Here is a 19,574-nt window from a genome sequence, read left to right on the forward strand (position 1 = left end):
GACGCTGCCCCCCCCGGAGCCGCCGACGGCGGAAGAACGGGCGGTGGCGGAGGCGCCCGTGTCGCGCCACCGGACTGTGACGTCCGACACCGGGAAACCCTTTGTCGGACGTCACAGTCGGTCGCTCCAGCAACGCACAAGGCCCGTTCCGCCGAAGCGGAACGGGCCTTGAACCAGATGGAGCGCCGGGCAGGCCTTGCACCTGCATTTCCCCGCAGGAAGCGGGGCGTCTTTCCTTGGACCACCAACGCACGGTCACCCGCCGCGAGTTGCGGCGACCAACAAGATCAACTGTAGCTCAGGACTCGGGTTCTGGCGAGCCCACCGGGCCCGCCCGGTCCAGCAGGCCCGTGCGGGCCGCGAGTGCCGCCGCCTCCAGGCGGGAGCCCACGCCCAGCTTCATCAGGACGCGCTGGACGTGCGTACGGGCCGTGGACGGGGCGATGCCCATGCCCGCCGCGATCAGCCGGGTGTCCTCGCCGTCCGCGACCCGCACCAGGACCTCGACCTCGCGCGGCGTGAGCATCTGGAGCAACCGCTGCCCCTCGTCGTCCGGTTGGGCCGCCGGGTTGAGCAGCTCCGCGAACGCGCCCTGGAGCAGGGCGGGGGCCACCGCGGCCTCCCCCGCCCGGGCCTTCATCAGGGCGCGCTCGACACCCTCTATGCGCTCGTCGTGCCGTACGTAGCCGGAGGCGCCGGCCGCGAAGGCCGACGCGATGCCTCTCGGTGAGGGGACGGGGCCGAGAACGACCACCGCCACCTGCGGGCGCTCGCGCTTGATACGGATCACCGGGTCGAAGGTGCCGGGCTCCGCGGGGGTCGCCGTGCCCAGCAGGCAGACCTCCGGCGCCCGCGAGATGACCAGATCCGCCGCACCGGCCGCGGGCGCGGCCGCCGCGAGCACCCGGTGCCCGCGCAGCTTCAGGGCCGAGGCCAACGCCTCGGCCAGCAATCGGTGGTCGTCGACCACCATCAGCCGCACTCCCATCGGGCCAACCCCCCAATCCACCCCGGGTGTCCCCGCGAACCCCCGGGCCCCCCAAGGACAGGCGAGCCCCCCGACTCCCCGTCCTCCTTCATCCCCCGGAAGCTACACGCTTGTTCGAGGATGCGCGCCCCCTACCGGCCAGAAGCGGCCCTCAATGCTGAAATCCAGTGCATTGAGGGATGTTTGGGAGTACAGGAACGCAAAGCCAGCGCCAACAAGCTTTCACCCGGGGCGACTTCGCGACCTCTTTCAGTCGGTACCGAAACCGACCGCCGTGTACCGCTTTCCGTCGTCCGCGTAGGGCTCGCCGATCAGTGGCTGACCGAGAAACAATCTTCCCTCGGAATAGTGGAGTTCGGAATTCGAGCGGCCTGGCGCCATCCCACTGATCATGTTCCGGACGGCGGGCGTGGCCGGCGTTTCCACCAGGGTCGACTGCTTCATGGTCCGGGGGTCGATCGTCACGATCTGGCTCCCCTTGTCGGCGGCCCCCGTCTTGAACGCCAGGAGGTTTCCGCCGTCCATGCGCACCGGGAAGATGTCGTGGTGGTCGCCTCCCGTGATGCGGTCGCCCGTGCGTTTGCCGGTCTCCAGGGAGTACGACACGATCTCGTCGGCCGGCCCCGGGCCGCCGTCGGTCTCGTGCGGCCGGGTCGCGAGATAGATCCGACCGTTGCCGACGGCGATCTTCGCGCAGCCCTCGGTCTTTCCGACCTCGCAGGCGAAGTCGTACTTCTTGGGATCGATGGAGATCCTGCTGGCGAGCCTTCCACGGCTGTCCAGGGCGAAGACGTCGGTGATGGTTCCCGCCGAGTTCGCGCCCCTTCCCACGCCGAAGACGACCGGCTTGGTGGACAGGACCTTTACGTCGGCAAGGCCCTTGGCGAGTTTGTAGGACCACCTGGGCTGGCCCGTCACGGGGTCCAGGAGCTGGACGTCGTACGTCGCGTGGTCGCCGTAGGTGCCGCATTTGCGGACCGTCACGAGCTGGGCGCCGCCGTGGTAGCCGAGGTCCTGGCACTCGCCGGTGTCGGGCTGCCACCGGATGGCGCCCGACTTGATGTCGAAGGCGGCGCCGCCGTCGAGACCGCCGCCCACCGCGAGCGTGTTGCCCGAGAGGGAGAGCTCCTCGAAGATCCGCCGGTTCGAGCCCTGGCCGAGGCTCTGCGTCCAGAGCTTGTGCCCCGTGTTGACGTCGAAGACCGTGATCTGGCTGCACGGCTTGTGGTCGCCGTTCTTGGGCCGCTTGCCCGCCTCGCTGACCACGGCCGCGAGCGCGTCGTCGGTGACGGTGTCCGTCCCCGCGCACGTCTGCCCCGACAGCGGGAGCGTCCAGGTCTTCCTGCCGCTCGCGGCGTCGTACCCGACGAGCTGGTTCACGCCCGCCTTGGCGTACGTCTTGTCGGTCAGCCAGGAGCCCTGGACGCTGTCCACCTGCCGCTCCGCCACCTTCGGCGCGGGCAGCCGCAGCGTCACCCTCGCCGACGGGTCGGCCGGGGCCCGCTCCGCCGCGGATCCGCCGAAGCCGTCGCCGTCCTTGTCGCCGGAGCCCGTGGCGCCCACGCCGGGGTCGTCGCCCGACCTCGTGGCGTAGAGGAAGCCGCCGCCGACGATGAGCGCGAGGGCCACGACCGCGGCGCCGATGACGAGCGCGATCGGCGGCACCTTTTTACGGGTGGGCGGCTGCGGGTGGCCGTACTGGGACTGCTCGTACGACTGTCGCCTCGCGGGCGGGAGCGGTGTGCGCAGGGTGCCGTAACCGGGGCTGGTGTACGGCGGCATGGGCGGTGGGGAGCCGAATTCGCCCTGTGGGGACGGGGGTTCGTTCGGCGGGCGGGGTGGGGGTGGCTGGGTCATGACCTGGGTACCTCGGGGACGTTGAGTTGCGGCAAGGCCAGTCGCCGTGGGCCGGATCGGACGTTCTCGTCCCGGCGGCCCTTTTCTATCACTCGCGTCTGTCACTCGCGTCTGTCACTCGCGACCGACAGGCAGCGGGCGACAGGCAGCGGGCCGATCCGTCCCCGTACCCAGGGGAGGACCGGCCCGCGGTGTGCCTGGGACCTGTCCGGCTCACGCGTCCTCGGCGAGCTCCAGCCAGCGCATCTCCAACTCCTCGCGCTGCGCGACCAGATCACGCAGCTCCGCGTCCAGCTTCGCGACCTTCCCGAAGTCGGTGGCGTTGTCGGCGATCTGCGTGTGCAGCTTGGTCTCCTTCTCGGAGATCTTGTCCATCTGCCGCTCGATCTTCTGGAGTTCCTTCTTCGCGGCGCGCGTATCGGCTGCGGAGGGCCCCGCCTTCTCGGCCGCGGCCGGGGCAACCGCGGGGGCGGGGGACGCGGCCTCGATCATCCGCTGCCTGCGCTCCAGGTACTCGTCGACGCCGCGCGGCAGCATCCGCAGGGTGGCGTCACCGAGCAGGGCGTACGTGTTGTCGGTGGTGCGCTCCAGGAAGAACCGGTCGTGGGAGATCACGACCATCGAGCCCGGCCACCCGTCGAGCAGGTCCTCGAGCTGGGTGAGGGTCTCGATGTCGAGGTCGTTCGTCGGCTCGTCGAGGAAGAGGACGTTCGGCTCGTCCATCAGGAGGCGCAGGATCTGGAGGCGGCGGCGCTCACCACCCGACAGGTCACCGACCGGCGTCCACTGCTTGTCCTTCGCGAAGCCGAACTGCTCGCACAGCTGGCCCGCGGTCATCTCACGGCCCTTGCCGAGGTCGACGCGGTCACGGACCTGCTGGACGGCCTCCAACACCCGCAGCGTGGAGGGCAGTTCGGTCACGTCCTGCGACAGGTACGCGAGCCGTACGGTCTTGCCCACGGCAATCTTCCCGGCGGCCGGCTGTACGTCGCCCTGGCTGCGGGCGGCCTCGTCGAGGGCACGCAGCAGGGACGTCTTGCCCGCGCCGTTCACACCGACCAGGCCGACGCGGTCGCCGGGGCCGAGCTGCCAGGTCAGGTGCTTGAGCAGCACCTTCGGACCGGCCTGGATGGTGACGTCCTCGACGTCGAAGACGGTCTTGCCCAGCCGGGCGTTCGCGAACTTCATCAGCTCGCTCTTGTCGCGCGGCTCCGGGACGTCCGCGATCAGCTCGTTGGCCGCCTCGACGCGGAAGCGCGGCTTCGAGGTGCGGGCGGGGGCGCCGCGGCGCAGCCAGGCCAGCTCCTTGCGGACCAGGTTCTGCCGCTTGGCCTCCTCGGTCGCGGCGATGCGCTCACGCTCGGCGCGCGCGAAGACGTAGTCGCTGTACCCGCCCTCGTACTCGTACACGTCGCCCTTCTGCACGTCCCACATGCGGGTGCAGACCTGGTCGAGGAACCAGCGGTCGTGGGTGACGCAGACGAGCGCCGAGCGGCGGTTGCGGAGATGCTGGGCGAGCCAGGCGATGCCCTCGACGTCGAGGTGGTTCGTCGGCTCGTCGAGGACGATCAGGTCCTGCTCGGCGATGAGCAGCTTGGCGAGCGCGATACGGCGCCGCTCGCCGCCGGACAGCGGGCCGATGACGGTGTCGAGCCCCTGCGGGAAGCCCGGCAGGTCGAGCCCGCCGAACAGCCCCGTCAGTACGTCACGGATCTTGGCGCTGCCCGCCCACTCGTGGTCGGCCATGTCACCGATGACCTCGTGCCGGACGGTGGCCTTCGGGTCGAGCGAGTCGTGCTGGGTGAGCACGCCCAGGTGCAGGCCGCCACTGTGGGTGACGCGGCCGGTGTCGGCCTCCTCCAGCTTGGCGAGCATCCGGATGAGGGTGGTCTTGCCGTCTCCGTTGCGTCCCACGACGCCGATCCGGTCGCCTTCCTGTACGCCGAGGGAGACGCCGTCGAGGAGGGCACGGGTGCCGTAGACCTTCGAGACGTTCTCGACGTTGACCAGATTGACTGCCATTTCGCTCCGCTCCGGGGGGTGGGCCACGGGGGTGGGCCGGTCTTCAAGCGTAGTGGGGGTGCGGGAGTGCCTTTGCGGCGCGGGCTGCCGGGGGCGGTCCGGGGGGGGCCGGGGGGCCGGGGCGCCGGTCGCGGGGCACCGGGGTGGTGGTCGCGGGGTGCTGCCCCGGGCCCCGTGCTGGGAGTTCGGGGCTGCACCCCGGGTCTCGGGTGGTTGCCCACACCACAGGGCTCCGCCCGGACCCGGCCGGTCCCACGCCACGGGGCTCCGCCCCGGACCCCGCGCCTCAAGCTCCGACGGGATCAAAGATCGGGGCTCCGCCCCGGATCCTGCGCCTCAAGCGCCGGCGGGGCTGGTTTCGCCGAACCTGCGTTACGGCCTCGGGGCTCCGCCCCGGACCTCGCGAGTCTCGTCCCAGAGCGGGGCTTGAATCGCCCACCCGCCACGGTGCTCGAATTGCCCCGCCGCAGGCAATCGCCCGGCACCCGCCCATCTCCCACCCACCCGCCCCCTCCGGGGGCGTAGGCAGCACGGGATGCCGCCACCGCCTTGGCCGATCCGGCGGCCGCGGCTCGCCACCCGGGACGGCGAGGCGCGCCCCGCCTGGGTAATCCGGCGGCAGCCACGGATCCCACCCATTGCGTCCGACGCCGCCACCGCCTTGGGCGACTTCCGCCGACCGCGGCTCCCCACCCGCTGCGGTCAACTGCACGCGCCTCGGGCAATCTGCCGCCCGGTCCCCCACCCGTTGCGGTCGGCCGCACGCGCCTTGAGCAATCCGCCGCCACCACGACTCCCCACCCTGACGGCCGACACCGCCCCCGCCTTGGGTAACGCCCACCACGGCTCCCCACCCGTCGCGGTCGGCGCCGCCCCGCCTTGGGCAATCTGCCGCCTTGGGCGGCAGGGTGGGCAAGGCGGCACCCCGGCGCCGCGCACCCATCACGACGGGCCCCGCCCCGGCACAGCAACCCGGCCCCCGGGCAGGCCGAAGCCCCCGGAGGGGGCGGGCGGGAGGGAGATGACCGGGCACCGGCACAGCCGGACAAGGGACCGGTACCGCGAACCAGCACCGCAGGCGTCGACCCCGGCGTAGTTCTCGGCTCCGGTACCGCGCATTCAGCATCGCGGGCGTCGGGCCCAGCACAGTTCTGGGGTCCGGTGCTGCGGACCGGTGTCCGCAGGCGCCGACTCCGGCACGGCCCTGGGCCCCTGTGTCGCGGATCGGTGACCGTGGGCGTCGGCCCCGGCACAGCTCGGGACCCCGGTGTCGCGCACCGATGGCCGTGTTCGCCGACCGGGCAAAGCTCTGGGCCCGGTGCCTTGCGCAGATGACCACAGGCGCCGACCTCGGCGGAGCAGCGCCCGGGCCCCGGGCGGCCGACGCCCCCGGAGGGGGCGGGAGGGTGGGACATGAGCGGGCGCACCGGCGCAGCCGGGGAAAGGACCGGTGCCGCGAACAGCACCGCAGGCGCCGACCACGGCACGGTCAGATCCCCGTGCCGGGCAACAGGGACCCCGGGTCAGAGGAGTGTCGCGCCCGGGGCCGGGGAAGGGGCCACGCGGGCCGTGCGGCACAACCCCGTGGCGGTCAGTGCTGCCGCAACCGCGCGCGCTGAAGCCTCGTCCGCCGCCAGGAACGCCGTCGTCGGGCCCGATCCGGAGACCAGCGCGGCCAGCGCCCCCGCCGACGTACCGGCGTCAAGCGTGTCCTTCAGGGACGGGAAGAGGGAGAGCGCCGCGGGCTGGAGGTCGTTGGTGACCGTGGCCGCGAGCGCCTCGACGTCGCCGGTGCCCAGCGCCTCCAGAAGGGCCGGCGCGGCGACGGGGTCGGGAGCGTCGGGGCTGAGGCGGTCGAACTCGCGGTAGACCGCCGGCGTGGACAGGCCGCCGTCCGCCGCCGCGAACACCCACCAGAACTCCCCACCCACGTCGAGGAGTTCGAGCTTCTCGCCCCGCCCCGTACCGAGCGCCGCACCACCGACCAGGCTGAACGGCACGTCGCTGCCCAACTCGGCGCAGATGTCGAGGAGTTCCTCGCGCGAGGCGTTCGTACCCCAGAGCGCGTCGCAGGCGACGAGCGCGCCCGCCGCGTCCGCGGACCCGCCCGCCATGCCGCCGGCGACCGGGATGTCCTTGGCGATGTGGATACGGATGGAGGGTTCACCGAGGCCGTGACGCTCGGCCAGGGCGTACGCGGCGCGTGCCGCCAGGTTCGTACGGTCCAGGGGGACCTGGTCGGAGCCGGGTCCCGTGCAGGTGAGTTCGAACGTGTCCGCCTCCGACACCGTCACCTCGTCGTAGAGGCCCACGGCCAGGAACACGTTCGCCAGGTCGTGGAAGCCGTCGGGGCGGGCGCCGCCGACCGCGAGCTGGACGTTGACCTTGGCGGGTACGCGTACGGTCACCGACGTATCCGATGTCACTGCTGCTTGGCCTCCGCGATGCGGGCGAACTCGTGGACGGTGAGCGCCTCGCCGCGCGCCTGCGGGGAGACGCCCGCCGCGACGAGGGCCTCCTCGGCGGCCTGCGCCGAACCCGCCCACCCGGCGAGCGCCGCGCGCAGCGTCTTGCGGCGCTGGGCGAACGCGGCGTCGACCACCGCGAACACCTCCTGCCGGGACGCGGTGGTGGGGATCGGCTCGGTGCGGCGCACGAGGGAGACGAGGCCGGAGTCGACGTTCGGGGCGGGCCAGAAGACGTTGCGGCCGATACTGCCGGCGCGCTTGACCTCCGCGTACCAGTTGGCCTTCACGGACGGGACGCCGTAGACGCGGGAGCCGGGCCCGGCGGCGAGCCGGTCGGCGACCTCGGCCTGCACCATCACGAGGGTCCGCTCGATGGTCGGGAAGTTCTCCAGCATGTGGAGCAGGACGGGGACCGCGACGTTGTACGGGAGGTTCGCGACGAGGGCGGTGGGCGCCGGGCCGGGAAGCTCGGTGACCTGCATCGCGTCGATGTTGACCAGGTCGAAGGAGTCCTTCTTGGCCGGGAGGCGGGCCGCGATGGTGGCGGGCAGGGCCGCGGCCAGTACGTCGTCGATCTCCACGGCCGTGACGTGGCGGGCCGCTTCGAGGAGGGCGAGGGTGAGCGAGCCGAGGCCGGGTCCGACCTCCACGACGGCGTCGTCCTCGGTCACTTCCGCGGTGCGGACGATGCGGCGGACGGTGTTGGCGTCGATCACGAAGTTCTGGCCGCGTTGCTTGGTCGGCCGGACGTTCAGCGCCGCGGCGAGTTCGCGGATGTCCGCGGCGCCGAGGAGGGGGCCCTGGGGGTCACTGGTGCTCACCGTTCAAGGGTAGCCGGGCCAGGGCCTCCGGCCGGTGCCGGTCGATCAAGCCTCTCCGGGACGGGACTCGCGGGGGCCGGGGCAGCGGCCCAGGACCGCGATACCGGCGCCGGTCGTAACGCCACGGGGCTCCGCCCCGGACCCCGCGCCTCAAACGCCGGCGGGGCTTGATCGGGCTCAAACGCCGGCGGGGCTGGTTGTGCCCTAGAGGCGCGCGCCGCAATGGGGCCACGGGGACGCGCCCCGGCTGACGTACAGCTTCTTCGCCCGGTACGTCTGTTCCGCCGCAGGCGCGTCCTGGGGGCGGCCCGAGCCGCCGAGGCTGTGCCACGTCTGCGTGTCGAACTGGTAGAGGCCCCCGTAGGTGCCGGTCGCGTCCGTGGCCCCCGGCCGGCCCCCCGACTCGCACGCGGCGAGGCCGGACCAGTTGAGGGAGTCCGCCCCGGCCACCGACGTCGGCATCGGCTTCGTACCCACCCTGATCTGCTGCGTACGCGGCTCCCGCACGACCTCCTGCCGCACACGCCGCGGCTTCCCCCGGACCCCGTTCACGGTCCGCACCGAGTACGTGACCCGCCTCAAGCCCGGCTCGCCGGCCCGCGTGACGATCTCCGTGCCCTGGAACTGCGAGGCGTCCTCCGTGCGCTCCGTCGCGTAGGGGATCGGTTCCTCGCGGACCTCCTTCTCCCCCGTCACCCGCATCACCGTGATCACCTGCCCGTCGCGCGGGAAGCTGCTCTGCGGCACCGACGTGGTGTCCTGCCCGCGCAGCGTGACGCCCGCGTCCTCGACGGCCTCGCCCACGGTCGCCGCGTTCGTGCGGATGGTGCGGCGGTTGCCGTCGGCCATGATCGTGACGCTGCGCTCCGTGCGTACGTCGAGGTCCAGTCCGTGGCGGGCGATGCGCTGGGAGCGCGAGGCCGAGACGTACGCGCCCTCCGCCCGCACCCCGAGCTGTCTGAGCGCCCCGTGCACGGTCCGCTCCGTCGTCCACACCTCGCGCCGCTGCCCGTCGAGGGTGAGCCGGACGGGACGCCCGTACCGGACCGCGACCTCGTCCCCACTGGCCAGCGCGGCCCCCTCGCCGGGCGCCACGACGTCGTGGTCACCGACGTCCACGCCCTCGTCGGCGAGGAGTTCGGTGACGTCGTCGGCGAAGGTGTGCAGGGTGCGCTCCTTGCCGTCGACGCTGAGGTGGATCGCCTTGTCGTCGACGACGAAGGCGGACGTGCCGCCCGCGAGGAACGCGACGACCAGCGCCTGCGGCAACAGCCTGCGCAGCGACTCGGGCCGCTGCGCCACCTTCTTGCGGCGCGCGGCACGCCGCGCGGCGGCCCGCCCGACGGTCGGCGCGGAGGCGGAGGCAGAGGCGGGGACCTGGGTCTCCTCCTCGTAGGCCTCGTGCGCCTCGTACGCTCCGTACGTCTCGTTCCGCTCATACGGTTCGTACGGCTCATGCCGCTCGTACGTCTCCTGCGGCGTAATGCTCACGACGACGCTCCAGGCCACTCACAGGTTCCGGTCCCCGGTGAGGGGCGGATCGGGCCAGCAGAACCTAGCGGAGCACCTGTCACTCTCCAAAGCACCGCAACTACTCTGCGTGGCTACTTTGCCCGAAGGTGAGCGGACGCGAGCGCCCGTGACCGTTATCGCTCAGTAATCGAAGGCACGCGCGGTGTTGGCGGAGACCGACGTCGCGAGGGCTTCCTCCGTGACGCCCTTGACCCCGGCCATGGCGCGCAGCGTGACCGGAATGAGATACGGGGCATTAGGCCGACCGCGGTACGGGGCGGGCGTGAGGAAGGGTGCGTCGGTCTCGACCAGGACCAACTCCTGCGGGGCCACCGCGAGCGCGTCGCGCAGCGGCTGCGCGTTCTTGAACGTCACGTTTCCCGCGAACGACATGAAGTAGCCGTTCTCCGCGCAGATTTGGGCCATGTCCGCGTCGCCGGAGTAGCAGTGGAAGACGGTGCGCTCGGGCGCCCCTTCTTCCTTCAGGACGCGTAGCACATCGGCGTGGGCCTCACGGTCGTGGATGACCAGGGCCTTGCCGTGGCGCTTGGCGATCTCGATGTGGGCGCGGAAGGAGCGCTCCTGCGCGGCCTTGCCCTCGGGGCCCGTACGGAAGTAGTCGAGGCCGGTCTCGCCGACGCCCTTCACGTGCGGGAGGGCGGCGAGTCGGTCGATCTCGGCGAGGGCCTCGTCGAGCCCGGCGTCGCCCAGCGGCTCACGCGCCCCCTGCCGGGACCAGCCGTCGGGGTCGCCGTGCACGATGCGCGGCGCCTCGTTGGGGTGCAGGGCGACGGTCGCGTGCACGCGCGCGTGCTCCTCGGCCACGGAGGCCGCCCACCGCGAGCCCGCGAGGTCGCAGCCCACCTGGACGACCGTGGTCACACCCACCGACGCCGCCTTGGCGAGGCCCTCCTCCACGGTGCCCTCCTGCATGTCCAGGTGGGTGTGGGAGTCGGCGACCTCGACCTCCAGGGGCGCGGGCAGCGGCGGCGGGGTGACGTCCTTGGTGCTGGGGCTCATGCCCCCGATCCTACGAAGCCGGTGTCACTCGTCCCGCTTGTGGTGGTGGCTGAAGGGGTGCAGCAGGTCCGACAGGTGCCAGTGGTGGTGCCCCTCGCGCTCCGCCGCGTCCGGTTCCGGCACTTCCACCGGGCCTGCCTGCGGGGTGCGGTGGTGCTGCAGCGCGTCATGGGCCGAGGAGACCCGGCCGGCGCGCATGATGCGTACGACATGGCCCTCGCAGTTCACACACGTGGGCCTGGTCAGCGGCGACGGCACCCGCTCGCCCCCGACCACGTACATCACGAACTCCGCACCCTCCCCGTCGACGTGGTGCTCGATCTCGTAGGACTGCTCCCAGCCGTGCCCGCACCGCATGCAGGCGAACGAATACGACTCGTGGACGATGGATGTCGCCGCGCTGCGATTCGGGACCGGGGGCGTCTGCGCACCAATGGCTGTCTTGGAGACTGCGAACTCGCTCATGCCAGCTCCTCTTGCCCGCTGGACAAACGCTGCCCTGCGGCAGCGTGGGGACGGGTGCGTCCCCTTCAACCAGTGGACGCCTCCGCTGGGCCGAGCGCAAAAGGCCTGTCGACTATTGGATCCGATTTGGCCTTTCCCTGCCGAAACGGCCCCGACGCGCGGTCTTCGCTTTGCTTTTCAGGTTAGTCCTTTACGCACTTATGGGGCGGTCCGAGCCGCATTCTTTGCCGCCACGACGGCATCGAAGACCTCCCGCTTGGGCAGCCCGGCGTCGGCGGCCACGGCGGCGATCGCCTCCTTGCGGCGCTCCCCCGCCTCCTCGCGCACCCGCACCCTGCGCACCAGCTCATCGGGGGTGAGGTCGTCGGCGGACTTCTCCGGCGCACCCTCGACGACGACGGTGATCTCGCCGCGTACGCCCTCGGCGGCCCACTCGGCGAGCTCCTTCAGGGGGCCGCGCTTGACCTCCTCGTACGTCTTGGTGAGCTCGCGGCACACGGCGGCGCGGCGGTCCTCGCCGAAGGCCTCGGCCATCGCGGCGAGGGTGTCGTCGAGGCGGTGGGGGGCCTCGAAGTAGACGAGGGTGCGGCGCTCCTCGGCGACCTCCTTGAGCCGGGAGAGCCGCTCGCCCGCCTTGCGCGGCAGGAAGCCCTCGAAGCAGAAGCGGTCGACGGGGAGCCCGGACAGCGCGAGTGCGGTGAGCACGGCGGAGGGGCCGGGAACCGCCGTGACCCGGATGTCCCGCTCGACGGCCGCGGCGACGAGCCGGTACCCGGGGTCGGACACGGACGGCATCCCCGCGTCCGTGACGAGCAGCACCCTCGCCCCGCCGGCGAGCGCCTCGACGAGCTCCGGCGTACGGGCGCTCTCGTTGCCCTCGAAGTACGACACGACACGCCCGCCGACCTGCACCCCGAGCGCCTGCGTGAGCCGCTTCATGCGCCGGGTGTCCTCGGCGGCGACGACATCGGCGGTGGCCAGCTCCTCGGCCAGCCGCGGCGGTGCGTCCGCCACATCGCCGATCGGCGTGCCCGCGAGCACGAGGGTTCCGGCGGACTCGGGGGATTCTGCGGTTCCAGTCACGTTTCCAGTCTCGCAGGCACAGGGAACAGCACTCGCACAGTCGTGTTCCCTACGATGGCGCGCGTGACCAGTACCGCGTCGTCGTCCGGGGCGACTCCGACCAGCGCACCGACCGAGCAGGCCGCAGGCGTGGAGCCGCAGCAGTCGTCGTGGCTGCGCGGGCTGCGCAGGTTCGGATACCGGGCGCAGGCCAGAGGCGGGGACGTGGGCACGCGCCTGGTGCCGCCGTTCCCGCCGCTCGGGGGCCGCCTGTGGGCGTCCTTCGGGCTGAGCCGGTTCTCCGCCGCGCAGGCGGAGCGGATCGTCGGCTGGGTCGGGCCGCTACTCGTCACGCTCGTCGCCGGCCTCGCCAGGTTCTGGAACCTGGGCAGCCCGAAGGCCGTGATATTCGACGAGACGTACTACGCGAAGGACGCGTGGGCGCTCATCCACCGCGGCTTCGAGGTGAACTGGCCCAAGGACGCCAACGACAAGATCCTGGCCACGGGCGGAAACGTACCGATCCCGCACGACGCCTCGTACGTCGTGCATCCACCGGTGGGCAAGTACGTCATCGGTATCGGCGAGTGGATGTTCGGGTTCGACCCGTTCGGCTGGCGGTTCATGACGGCGGTCCTCGGCACGCTGTGCGTGCTCATGGTCTGCCGGATCGGGCGGCGCATCTTCCGCTCCACGTTCCTCGGCTGTCTGGCGGGCGCGCTGCTCGCCGTCGACGGGCTCTCGTACGTGATGAGCCGCACCGCGCTGCTCGACTCGATCCTGGTCTTCTTCGTGGTGGCGGCGTTCTGCTGCCTGGTGCTCGACCGGGAGCGCACGCGCGGGCAGTTGGCCGCCGCGCTGCCGGTGGACGAGCACGGGCTGCCGCACCCCGACGCGGAGATCGCACAGACACTGCGCCTGGGCTGGCGGCCGTGGCGGCTGCTCGCGGGCCTCTGCCTCGGGCTCGGCGCCGCCACGAAGTGGAACGGCTTCATCTTCCTGGCCGCGTTCGCCCTCATGTCGGTGCTGTGGGACGTGGGTTCGCGGCGGGTGGCGGGCGCCGAGCGCCCGTACCGGGCGGTCCTGAAGCGGGACGTCGTGCCCGCCTTCGTCTCGACCGTCCCGGTGGCCATCGCCACGTACGTGCTGTCCTGGCTCGGCTGGATCCTCTCCCCCAGCGACGGCAGCGGCGGCTACTTCCGCAACTGGGCGGCGACCGACGGCAAGGGCGGCAGCTTCACCTGGCTGCCGGACTGGGTGCGCAGCCTGTGGCACTACGAGCACGAGGTGTGGAACTTCAACACCACGCTCAGCTCACCGCACACCTACCAGTCGAACCCGTGGAGCTGGATGGTCGACGGCCGCCCGGTCTCGTACTTCTACGAGTCGCCGAAGCCGGGCGCGCAGGGCTGCCCCGCCGACGCCACCGAGAAGTGCGCCCGCGAGGTCCTCGCCCTCGGCACGCCGCTGCTGTGGTGGGCGGCGTGCTTCGCGCTCCTGTTCGTGCTGTGGCGCTGGTTCTTCCGCCGCGACTGGCGGGCGGGCGCGATCCTGTGCGGCATCGCGGCGGGCTACCTCCCCTGGTTCAACTACCAGGAGCGGACGATCTTCTACTTCTACGCGGTCGTCTTCGCCCCGTTCCTCTGTCTGGCCCTGGCGATGATGCTCGGCGCGATCATCGGCAAACCGGGCTCCCAGGAACGACGGCGGGTGATCGGCGCGACGGCCGCGGGCGCCCTGGTGCTGCTGATCGCATGGAACTTCATCTACTTCTGGCCCATCTACACGGGCGACGCGATCCCGGTCGACTCCTGGCGTTCACGGATGTGGCTGGACACGTGGGTGTGACCCGCTTTCGGTCACCTTTGTGATCTCAATCCGGACACCTTCGGACATCATCTGAAGAACCCGCGCCCCCTGAGGCACTCCTCGTGCTTACAGTCCCTCTCGTAAACCTGGGGAGGGGAGCGCTTCATGCGCAAGGGGGTCAAGATCGCCATCGTCGGCGGAGTGTGCACCGTGATGGTGGGCGGCGCGGGCTACGGGGCGTACAACCTCGTCACGGCGGTCACGGGCGGGAACACCGTGTCGTCGCAGGGGTCGGAGTACAAGTCGGGGCCGCCGAGCGGCGACGAGGTGAAGGAGACCTCGGAGCAGTTCCTGGCGGCGTGGGAGAAGAACGACGCGGCGGCCGCGGCGCGGCTCACGGACTACGCCGACAACGCGATGCGCGTCATCGAGGACTGGCACGACAAGGCGCACGTCACGCGCACCGAGCTGACGCCGACGAAGGCGGACGGCGCGAAGGTCGCCTTCCACGTCAAGGCCACCGTCGCGTACGGCAAGAAGACGAAGACGCTGTCGTACGACTCCTCGCTCACGGTCGTGCGCGGGCAGACCACCGGGCGGGCGCTCGTCGACTGGTCGCCGGCCGTGGTGCACCCGGCGATGAAGAAGGGCGACACGCTCGTCACCGGTGAGGCGCCCGCGCCCCCGATCGAGGCCGTGGACCGCAACGGCACCGTGCTGACGAAGGACGCGTACCCGTCGCTCGGCCCGGTCCTGGACCAGCTGCGCGCCAAGTACGGGGATTCCGCCGGGGGTTCGCCCGGTATCGAGACGTACGTGGAGCGGACCGACGAGGGCGGGGAGACGAGCGCCGCGAAGACGCTCCTCACGCTCGCCAAGGGCAAGCCCGGCAAGCTGCGTACGACGATCAGTGCCACCGCGCAGGCGGCCGCCGAGCAGGCGGTGAAGAAGTACCAGGAGTCGTCGGTGGTGGCGGTCAAGCCGTCCACCGGTGAGGTGCTCGCGGTCGCCAACCAGGCGCCGGGCGAGTTCAACGCGGCGTTCCAGGGCGGCACCGCGCCCGGCTCCGTGATGAAGATCCTGACCGCGGCGGCGCTGATCGACAACGGTGTGACCTCGGCGAACGGCTCGGCGCCCTGCCCCGATTCGGCGGTCGCGCTCAGCCAGACCTTCCACAACCTCAAGGGCATGCGGCCCAACGAGAAGGCGACGCTGGCCGACAGCTTCGCCCGCTCCTGCAACACCGCCTTCATCAAGCTCTCCGACGACCTGGGCCCGGCGAAGTTCGCCGCGGAGGCGGAGGACCGGTTCGGCCTCGGCAAGGACTGGAAGACGGGGATCGTCTCGCGCGACGGCTCGGTGGAGCTGCCGGGCGACTCCGACGACGCCGCCGCGATGATCGGCCAGGGCCGGGTCAAGATGAACCCGTTGAACATGGCGTCGGTCACGGCGACCGCCATCACCGGCACGTTCCGCCAGCCGGTCCTCGTCTCCCGCAAGGTCGACGACCACCCGCTCGCCACGGCGAAGGGGCTGAAGCCCGGAACCTCCGACCAGCTGCGGCAGATGATGCGGCTGACCGCGACCAACGGCACCGCCGCCGCGGCCATGGCGGGCGTGCCCGGCGACAAGGGCGCGAAGACCGGCTCCGCGGAGGTCGACGGCCAGGGCAACGCCAACTCCTGGTTCACGGGCTACAGCGGCGACGTGGCGGCCGCCGCGACGGTGCCGCGCGGCGGGCACGGCGGAGACGCGGCGGGCCCGGTCGTCGCGGCGGTGCTGCGGGCCGGGTCATAGATCCGTATGCCACGACCACGGGCAGGGTCATGGATCCGTATGCCACGACCACGGGCCGGGTCATGGATCCGTACGTCCGGACTACGGGCCGGAGCGTAGATCCCCTACGACTCCCTGCGCCTGGCGGTGAATCCACGCATCGCCAGGCGCTACCACGTCGTTCTGTCCTACGGAAAGTGCGCTCAGGACCACCCCGTACCCTGGGCCACCCGTAGATCTCCGGAGGACTCAGGTGGGCAGCAGAGGCAGGCGTCGCGGTGAGACGCGGCGCAACACGAACGCCCTGGTGATCGGTGGCGTCGCCGCCGTCGCCGTCATCGGGGCAGGCGTCGGCGCGTACGCGCTGATCGGGAGCGGCGATCAGGCGGGCAGCACCTCGGCCTCGGCGGACGACGGCAAGCCCGAGATCCCGAAGGGCCCGCCGACCGCCAAGGAGGTACGGGCCGTCGCCGACGGTTTCCTCACCGCCTGGCAGCAGGGCGACACCGCGAAGGCGGCCGCGTACACGAACGACGCGGCGGCCGCGAAGAAGGCGCTCGCAGGCCTCACCAAGGACGCCCACCTCACCGGCCTGAAGCTCGCTCCCGGCACCCGCAAGGGCGCCGAGGTCCCCTTCCACGTCACGTCCACGGTCAAGTACAAGGAATTGACCAAGCCGCTCGCGTACGACTCCGAGTTGACCGCCGAGCGCCGCAAGAGCGACGGCAAGGTCCTCGTCGACTGGCAGCCCTCCGTCGTGCACCCGGACCTGAAGGACGGCGACCACCTGGAGACCGGCGAGGCGGGCGACCCGCCGGTCAAGGCCGTCGACCGGGACGGCACCGAGCTGGACGCGAAGAAGTACCCCTCGATCGGCACCATCGTCGACGGGCTGCGCGAGAAGTACGGGAAGAAGGCGGGCGGCACCGCGGGCGTCGAACTGCGCGTCGTACGCAAGGAGTCCGGCGGGAAGTCGGACAAGAACGCCCTGCCCGACAAGACGCTGCTCACGCTCTCCAAGGGCACGCCGGGCACCGTGAAGACCACGCTCGACCCGGCGCTCCAGGCCACCGCCGAGGCCCAGGTGAAGTCGCGCAAGAAGGCCTCGGTCGTGCTCGTGAAGCCGTCGACCGGCGAGATCCTGGCGGTGGCGAACTCCAACCCGGGCTTCAACACCGCGTTCCAGGGCTCGCTCGCGCCCGGCTCCACGATGAAGGTCATCACGGCGTCGATGCTGTTGGACAAGAACATCACCGACGTCGACAAGAAGCACCCGTGCCCGAAGTACTTCACGTACGGGCACTGGAAGTTCCAGAACGACGACAAGTTCCAGATCAAGGACGGCACGTTCAAGGCGAGCTTCGCCGCGTCCTGCAACACGGCCTTCATCAGCCAGGCCCCGAAGCTCGACAACGACTCGCTGACCAAGCAGGCGCAGTCGGTCTTCGGCCTCGGCATGAACAACTGGTCGATCGGGGTGCCGAGCTTCGACGGCGCCGTGCCGGTGATGTCGCAGGCGCAGATGGCGGCCTCGCTGATCGGGCAGGGCGGGGTCCGGATGAACCCGCTGAACATGGCGTCGGTGGCGGCGACCGTGAAGGCGGGCGCCTTCCACCAGCCGTACCTGGTCTCCCCCGACTTCGACGACCGGACGCTGGCGAAGGCGTCGAAGCCGATCTCCGCCTCGACGGCCTCGAAGCTGCGGGAGTTGATGCACTACACGGCGATCGCCGGCACGGCCGTGAAGCCGATGTCCGGGCTCGGCGCCGACATGGGCGCGAAGACCGGTTCGGCGGAGGTCGACGGGCAGAAGGACCCCAACGGCTGGTTCACGGCCTGGCGCGGGGACCTCGCGGCGGCGGCCGTGGTGCAGCAGGGCGGGCACGGCGGCGACTCGGCGGGTCCCGTGGTCCGCAAGATGCTGCTCGCGGGCGGCTGACCGGGGACCGATACGGGGTCGCGTGCCCCGTACACGCAGAGCTAGCGTGCGGGGCATGACGACAGCAGAAAGCAGCAACGGCACGGCCGCACACCCCCGTTTCGCCGAGGCCGTCACCGCGATGGGCCTCACCGATCTCCTGCCGCGGGTGCGGCGCTTCCCCGAGGCGACCCGCACCGCGCAGGAGGCGGCGGAGGCGATCGGCTGTGAACTGAGCCAGATCTGCAAGTCGTTGATCTTCGCGGCGGACAGGGTGCCGGTCCTCGTCCTGATGGACGGCGCGTCCCGCGTCGACCTCGACCTCGTCCGCGACGAACTGGGCGCGGAGAAGGTCACCCGCGCCAAGGCCGACGTCGTCCGGGAGTTCACCGGCTACGCGATCGGCGGCGTCCCGCCCTTCGGCCACGCGAACAAGACGCGGGTCCTCGCCGACCGCTCCCTCCTCACGCACGACACGGTGTGGGCGGCGGCCGGCAGCCCGTACGCCGTCTTCCCCATGGAGCCCAAGGAGCTGATCGCGCACGCGGGTGCCGCGCTCGTGGACGTGCGCGCATGACTCCGCTGGTCGCGGCGGCGGTCCTGCTCGCCGCGGTCACCCACGCCTCGTGGAACGCCCTCGCCCACCACATCACGGACAAACTGGTCGGCTTCACGCTGATATCGGGCGGCGGGACGCTGATCGGCCTGGTGCTGGCGGCCTTCGCACCGCTCCCGGCGGCGGCCGCATGGCCCTACCTGGTGGCGTCGGCCCTCCTGCACGTCGCCTACTACGCGTTGTTGATGACCTCCTTCAAACTGGGCGACTTCGGTCAGGCCTACCCGATCGCGCGCGGCACGGCGCCGCTCGTGGTGACGGTGCTCGCGGCGGTCTTCGCGAACGAGGTGCCGGGCGGCTGGCAGGCGGCGGGCGTCGCGGTGTCCAGCGCGGGCCTGACCGGCCTGGCGCTGTGGGGTCTACGGGGATCGGGGCGGGGGCCGGACTGGCGGGCGCTGGGCGCCGCGCTGGCCACGGGTGTGGCGATCGCGTCGTACACGGTGGTGGACGGCCTGGGCGTACGCGCGTCCGGCTCCTCGCTCGGCTACATCGCGTGGCTGATGGTGCTGGAGGGCATCGCGGTCCCGGTGTACGCGGCGTACCGCTGGCGCGGTGAACTGGTGCAGCGGTTGCGGCCGTTCGCGTGGCGGGGCCTGCTGGGCGCGGCGCTCTCGGTCCTCGCCTACGGCCTGGTCCTCTGGGCCCAGACGCGGGCCGACCTCGCCCCGATCTCGGCGCTCCGGGAGTCGTCGATCATCGTGGGGGCGGCGATCGGCGCGCTCTTCTTCAAGGAACGCTTCGGCGCGCCAAGGCTGTTGGCGGCGGGTGTGGTGGTGGCGGGGATCGGGCTGATGCTGCACGCCGGGTGAGGGTGACCCGTGGCTTCGGGGGCTCCGCCCCGGGGCGTCAAGCGGTACGGGCGCCGGCTTCTCGCTCCACGCACAGCTCGTTGCCCTCGGGGTCGTGCAGGGTCACCCAGCCCCTGCCGTCGGGCCGGCGGTGGTCTTCGTGGAGCGTGGCGCCCAGGGCGAGGATACGGTCGACCTCCTCGTCGCGGGTACGGTCCTGCGGCTGCAGGTCCAGGTGCACCCGGTTCTTGACGGTCTTGCCCTCGTCGACGCGGATGAACAGCAGCGTCGCGTTCGCGCTGTGCACGAGGGCCTCCGGGTCGCCCGGAAAGTCCTCCTCGGAGAGCTTGCCGTCCAGGACGCCGGTCCAGAACGTCGCCAGGGCGTAGGGGTCGGCACAGTCGAATGTGATGTGGCGCACCAGTGAACTCATGGGCGTGACCCTAAGCCGG

15 protein-coding genes are annotated in these 19,574 nt (G+C 71.5%); 5 read left to right on the forward strand and 10 right to left on the reverse strand.

Translation table 11 applies throughout. The features are described 5' to 3' along the window. Positions 1-298 precede the first annotated feature (298 nt). The 9 genes from ACYSUO_RS34815 to rsmI form a co-directional block, all read right to left on the reverse strand. Positions 299-988: a helix-turn-helix transcriptional regulator gene (locus ACYSUO_RS34815; RefSeq protein WP_266711072.1), complete on the reverse strand. Its 690-nt coding sequence runs from the start codon at positions 986-988 to the stop codon at positions 299-301. Between the two features lie 249 nt (positions 989-1,237). Continuing rightward, a complete protein-coding gene (locus ACYSUO_RS34820; RefSeq protein ID WP_461780208.1) occupies positions 1,238-2,845 on the reverse strand; it encodes an outer membrane protein assembly factor BamB family protein in 1,608 nt (535 codons plus the stop codon). A gap of 213 nt (positions 2,846-3,058) precedes the next feature. Further along, positions 3,059-4,867 carry an ABC-F family ATP-binding cassette domain-containing protein gene (locus ACYSUO_RS34825; protein WP_461780209.1) on the reverse strand — a complete coding sequence of 603 codons (1,809 nt, stop codon included), beginning with the start codon at positions 4,865-4,867 and terminating at the stop codon, positions 3,059-3,061. A 1,523-nt stretch (positions 4,868-6,390) separates the two neighbouring features. After that, complete coding sequence (locus ACYSUO_RS34830) at positions 6,391-7,293, reverse strand: 4-(cytidine 5'-diphospho)-2-C-methyl-D-erythritol kinase (RefSeq protein WP_461780210.1); 903 nt, start codon at positions 7,291-7,293, stop codon at positions 6,391-6,393. Next, the gene (rsmA, locus tag ACYSUO_RS34835; protein WP_461780211.1) at positions 7,290-8,156 is read right to left on the reverse strand and encodes a 16S rRNA (adenine(1518)-N(6)/adenine(1519)-N(6))-dimethyltransferase RsmA; all 867 of its coding nucleotides are present in this window, start codon (positions 8,154-8,156) and stop codon (positions 7,290-7,292) included. The genes ACYSUO_RS34830 and rsmA overlap by 4 nt, the downstream gene beginning before the upstream one ends. A 204-nt stretch (positions 8,157-8,360) precedes the next feature. Further along, the gene (locus ACYSUO_RS34840; protein WP_461780212.1) at positions 8,361-9,647 is read right to left on the reverse strand and encodes a ubiquitin-like domain-containing protein; all 1,287 of its coding nucleotides are present in this window, start codon (positions 9,645-9,647) and stop codon (positions 8,361-8,363) included. A gap of 162 nt (positions 9,648-9,809) precedes the next feature. After that, entirely contained in the window at positions 9,810-10,688 is an 879-nt protein-coding gene (locus tag ACYSUO_RS34845; protein WP_461780213.1) for a TatD family hydrolase, read from the reverse strand. A 24-nt stretch (positions 10,689-10,712) separates the two neighbouring features. Continuing rightward, entirely contained in the window at positions 10,713-11,153 is a 441-nt protein-coding gene (locus ACYSUO_RS34850; RefSeq protein ID WP_461780214.1) for a hypothetical protein, read from the reverse strand. 198 nt (positions 11,154-11,351) lie between these two features. After that, the gene (rsmI, locus tag ACYSUO_RS34855) at positions 11,352-12,236 is read right to left on the reverse strand and encodes a 16S rRNA (cytidine(1402)-2'-O)-methyltransferase (protein ID WP_461780215.1); all 885 of its coding nucleotides are present in this window, start codon (positions 12,234-12,236) and stop codon (positions 11,352-11,354) included. A 63-nt stretch (positions 12,237-12,299) separates the two neighbouring features. Here rsmI and ACYSUO_RS34860 point away from each other — a divergent pair, with 63 nt between their 5' ends. The 5 genes from ACYSUO_RS34860 to ACYSUO_RS34880 all read left to right on the forward strand — a co-directional run bounded on the left by ACYSUO_RS34860 (position 12,300) and on the right by ACYSUO_RS34880 (position 19,143). Beyond that, entirely contained in the window at positions 12,300-14,063 is a 1,764-nt protein-coding gene (locus ACYSUO_RS34860) for a dolichyl-phosphate-mannose--protein mannosyltransferase (protein WP_461780216.1), read from the forward strand. A 126-nt stretch (positions 14,064-14,189) separates the two neighbouring features. Next, on the forward strand, positions 14,190-15,821 hold the full coding sequence (locus ACYSUO_RS34865) for a penicillin-binding transpeptidase domain-containing protein (protein ID WP_461780217.1): 1,632 nt from the start codon (positions 14,190-14,192) through the stop codon (positions 15,819-15,821). Positions 15,822-16,053: 232 nt separating this feature from the next. Next, positions 16,054-17,739 carry a penicillin-binding transpeptidase domain-containing protein gene (locus tag ACYSUO_RS34870; protein ID WP_461780218.1) on the forward strand — a complete coding sequence of 562 codons (1,686 nt, stop codon included), beginning with the start codon at positions 16,054-16,056 and terminating at the stop codon, positions 17,737-17,739. Positions 17,740-17,794: 55 nt separating this feature from the next. Further along, on the forward strand, positions 17,795-18,295 hold the full coding sequence (locus tag ACYSUO_RS34875; protein ID WP_461780219.1) for a YbaK/EbsC family protein: 501 nt from the start codon (positions 17,795-17,797) through the stop codon (positions 18,293-18,295). Beyond that, a complete protein-coding gene (locus ACYSUO_RS34880) occupies positions 18,292-19,143 on the forward strand; it encodes an EamA family transporter (protein WP_461780220.1) in 852 nt (283 codons plus the stop codon). The genes ACYSUO_RS34875 and ACYSUO_RS34880 overlap by 4 nt, the downstream gene beginning before the upstream one ends. A gap of 37 nt (positions 19,144-19,180) precedes the next feature. Here ACYSUO_RS34880 and ACYSUO_RS34885 read toward each other — a convergent pair whose 3' ends face one another. Beyond that, positions 19,181-19,555 (reverse strand): VOC family protein, encoded by a 375-nt coding sequence (locus tag ACYSUO_RS34885; protein WP_461780221.1) that lies wholly within the window; start codon positions 19,553-19,555, stop codon positions 19,181-19,183. Between the last annotated feature and the right edge of the window lie 19 nt (positions 19,556-19,574).

The sequence above is a fragment of the Streptomyces sp. UC4497 genome (assembly GCF_054871485.1).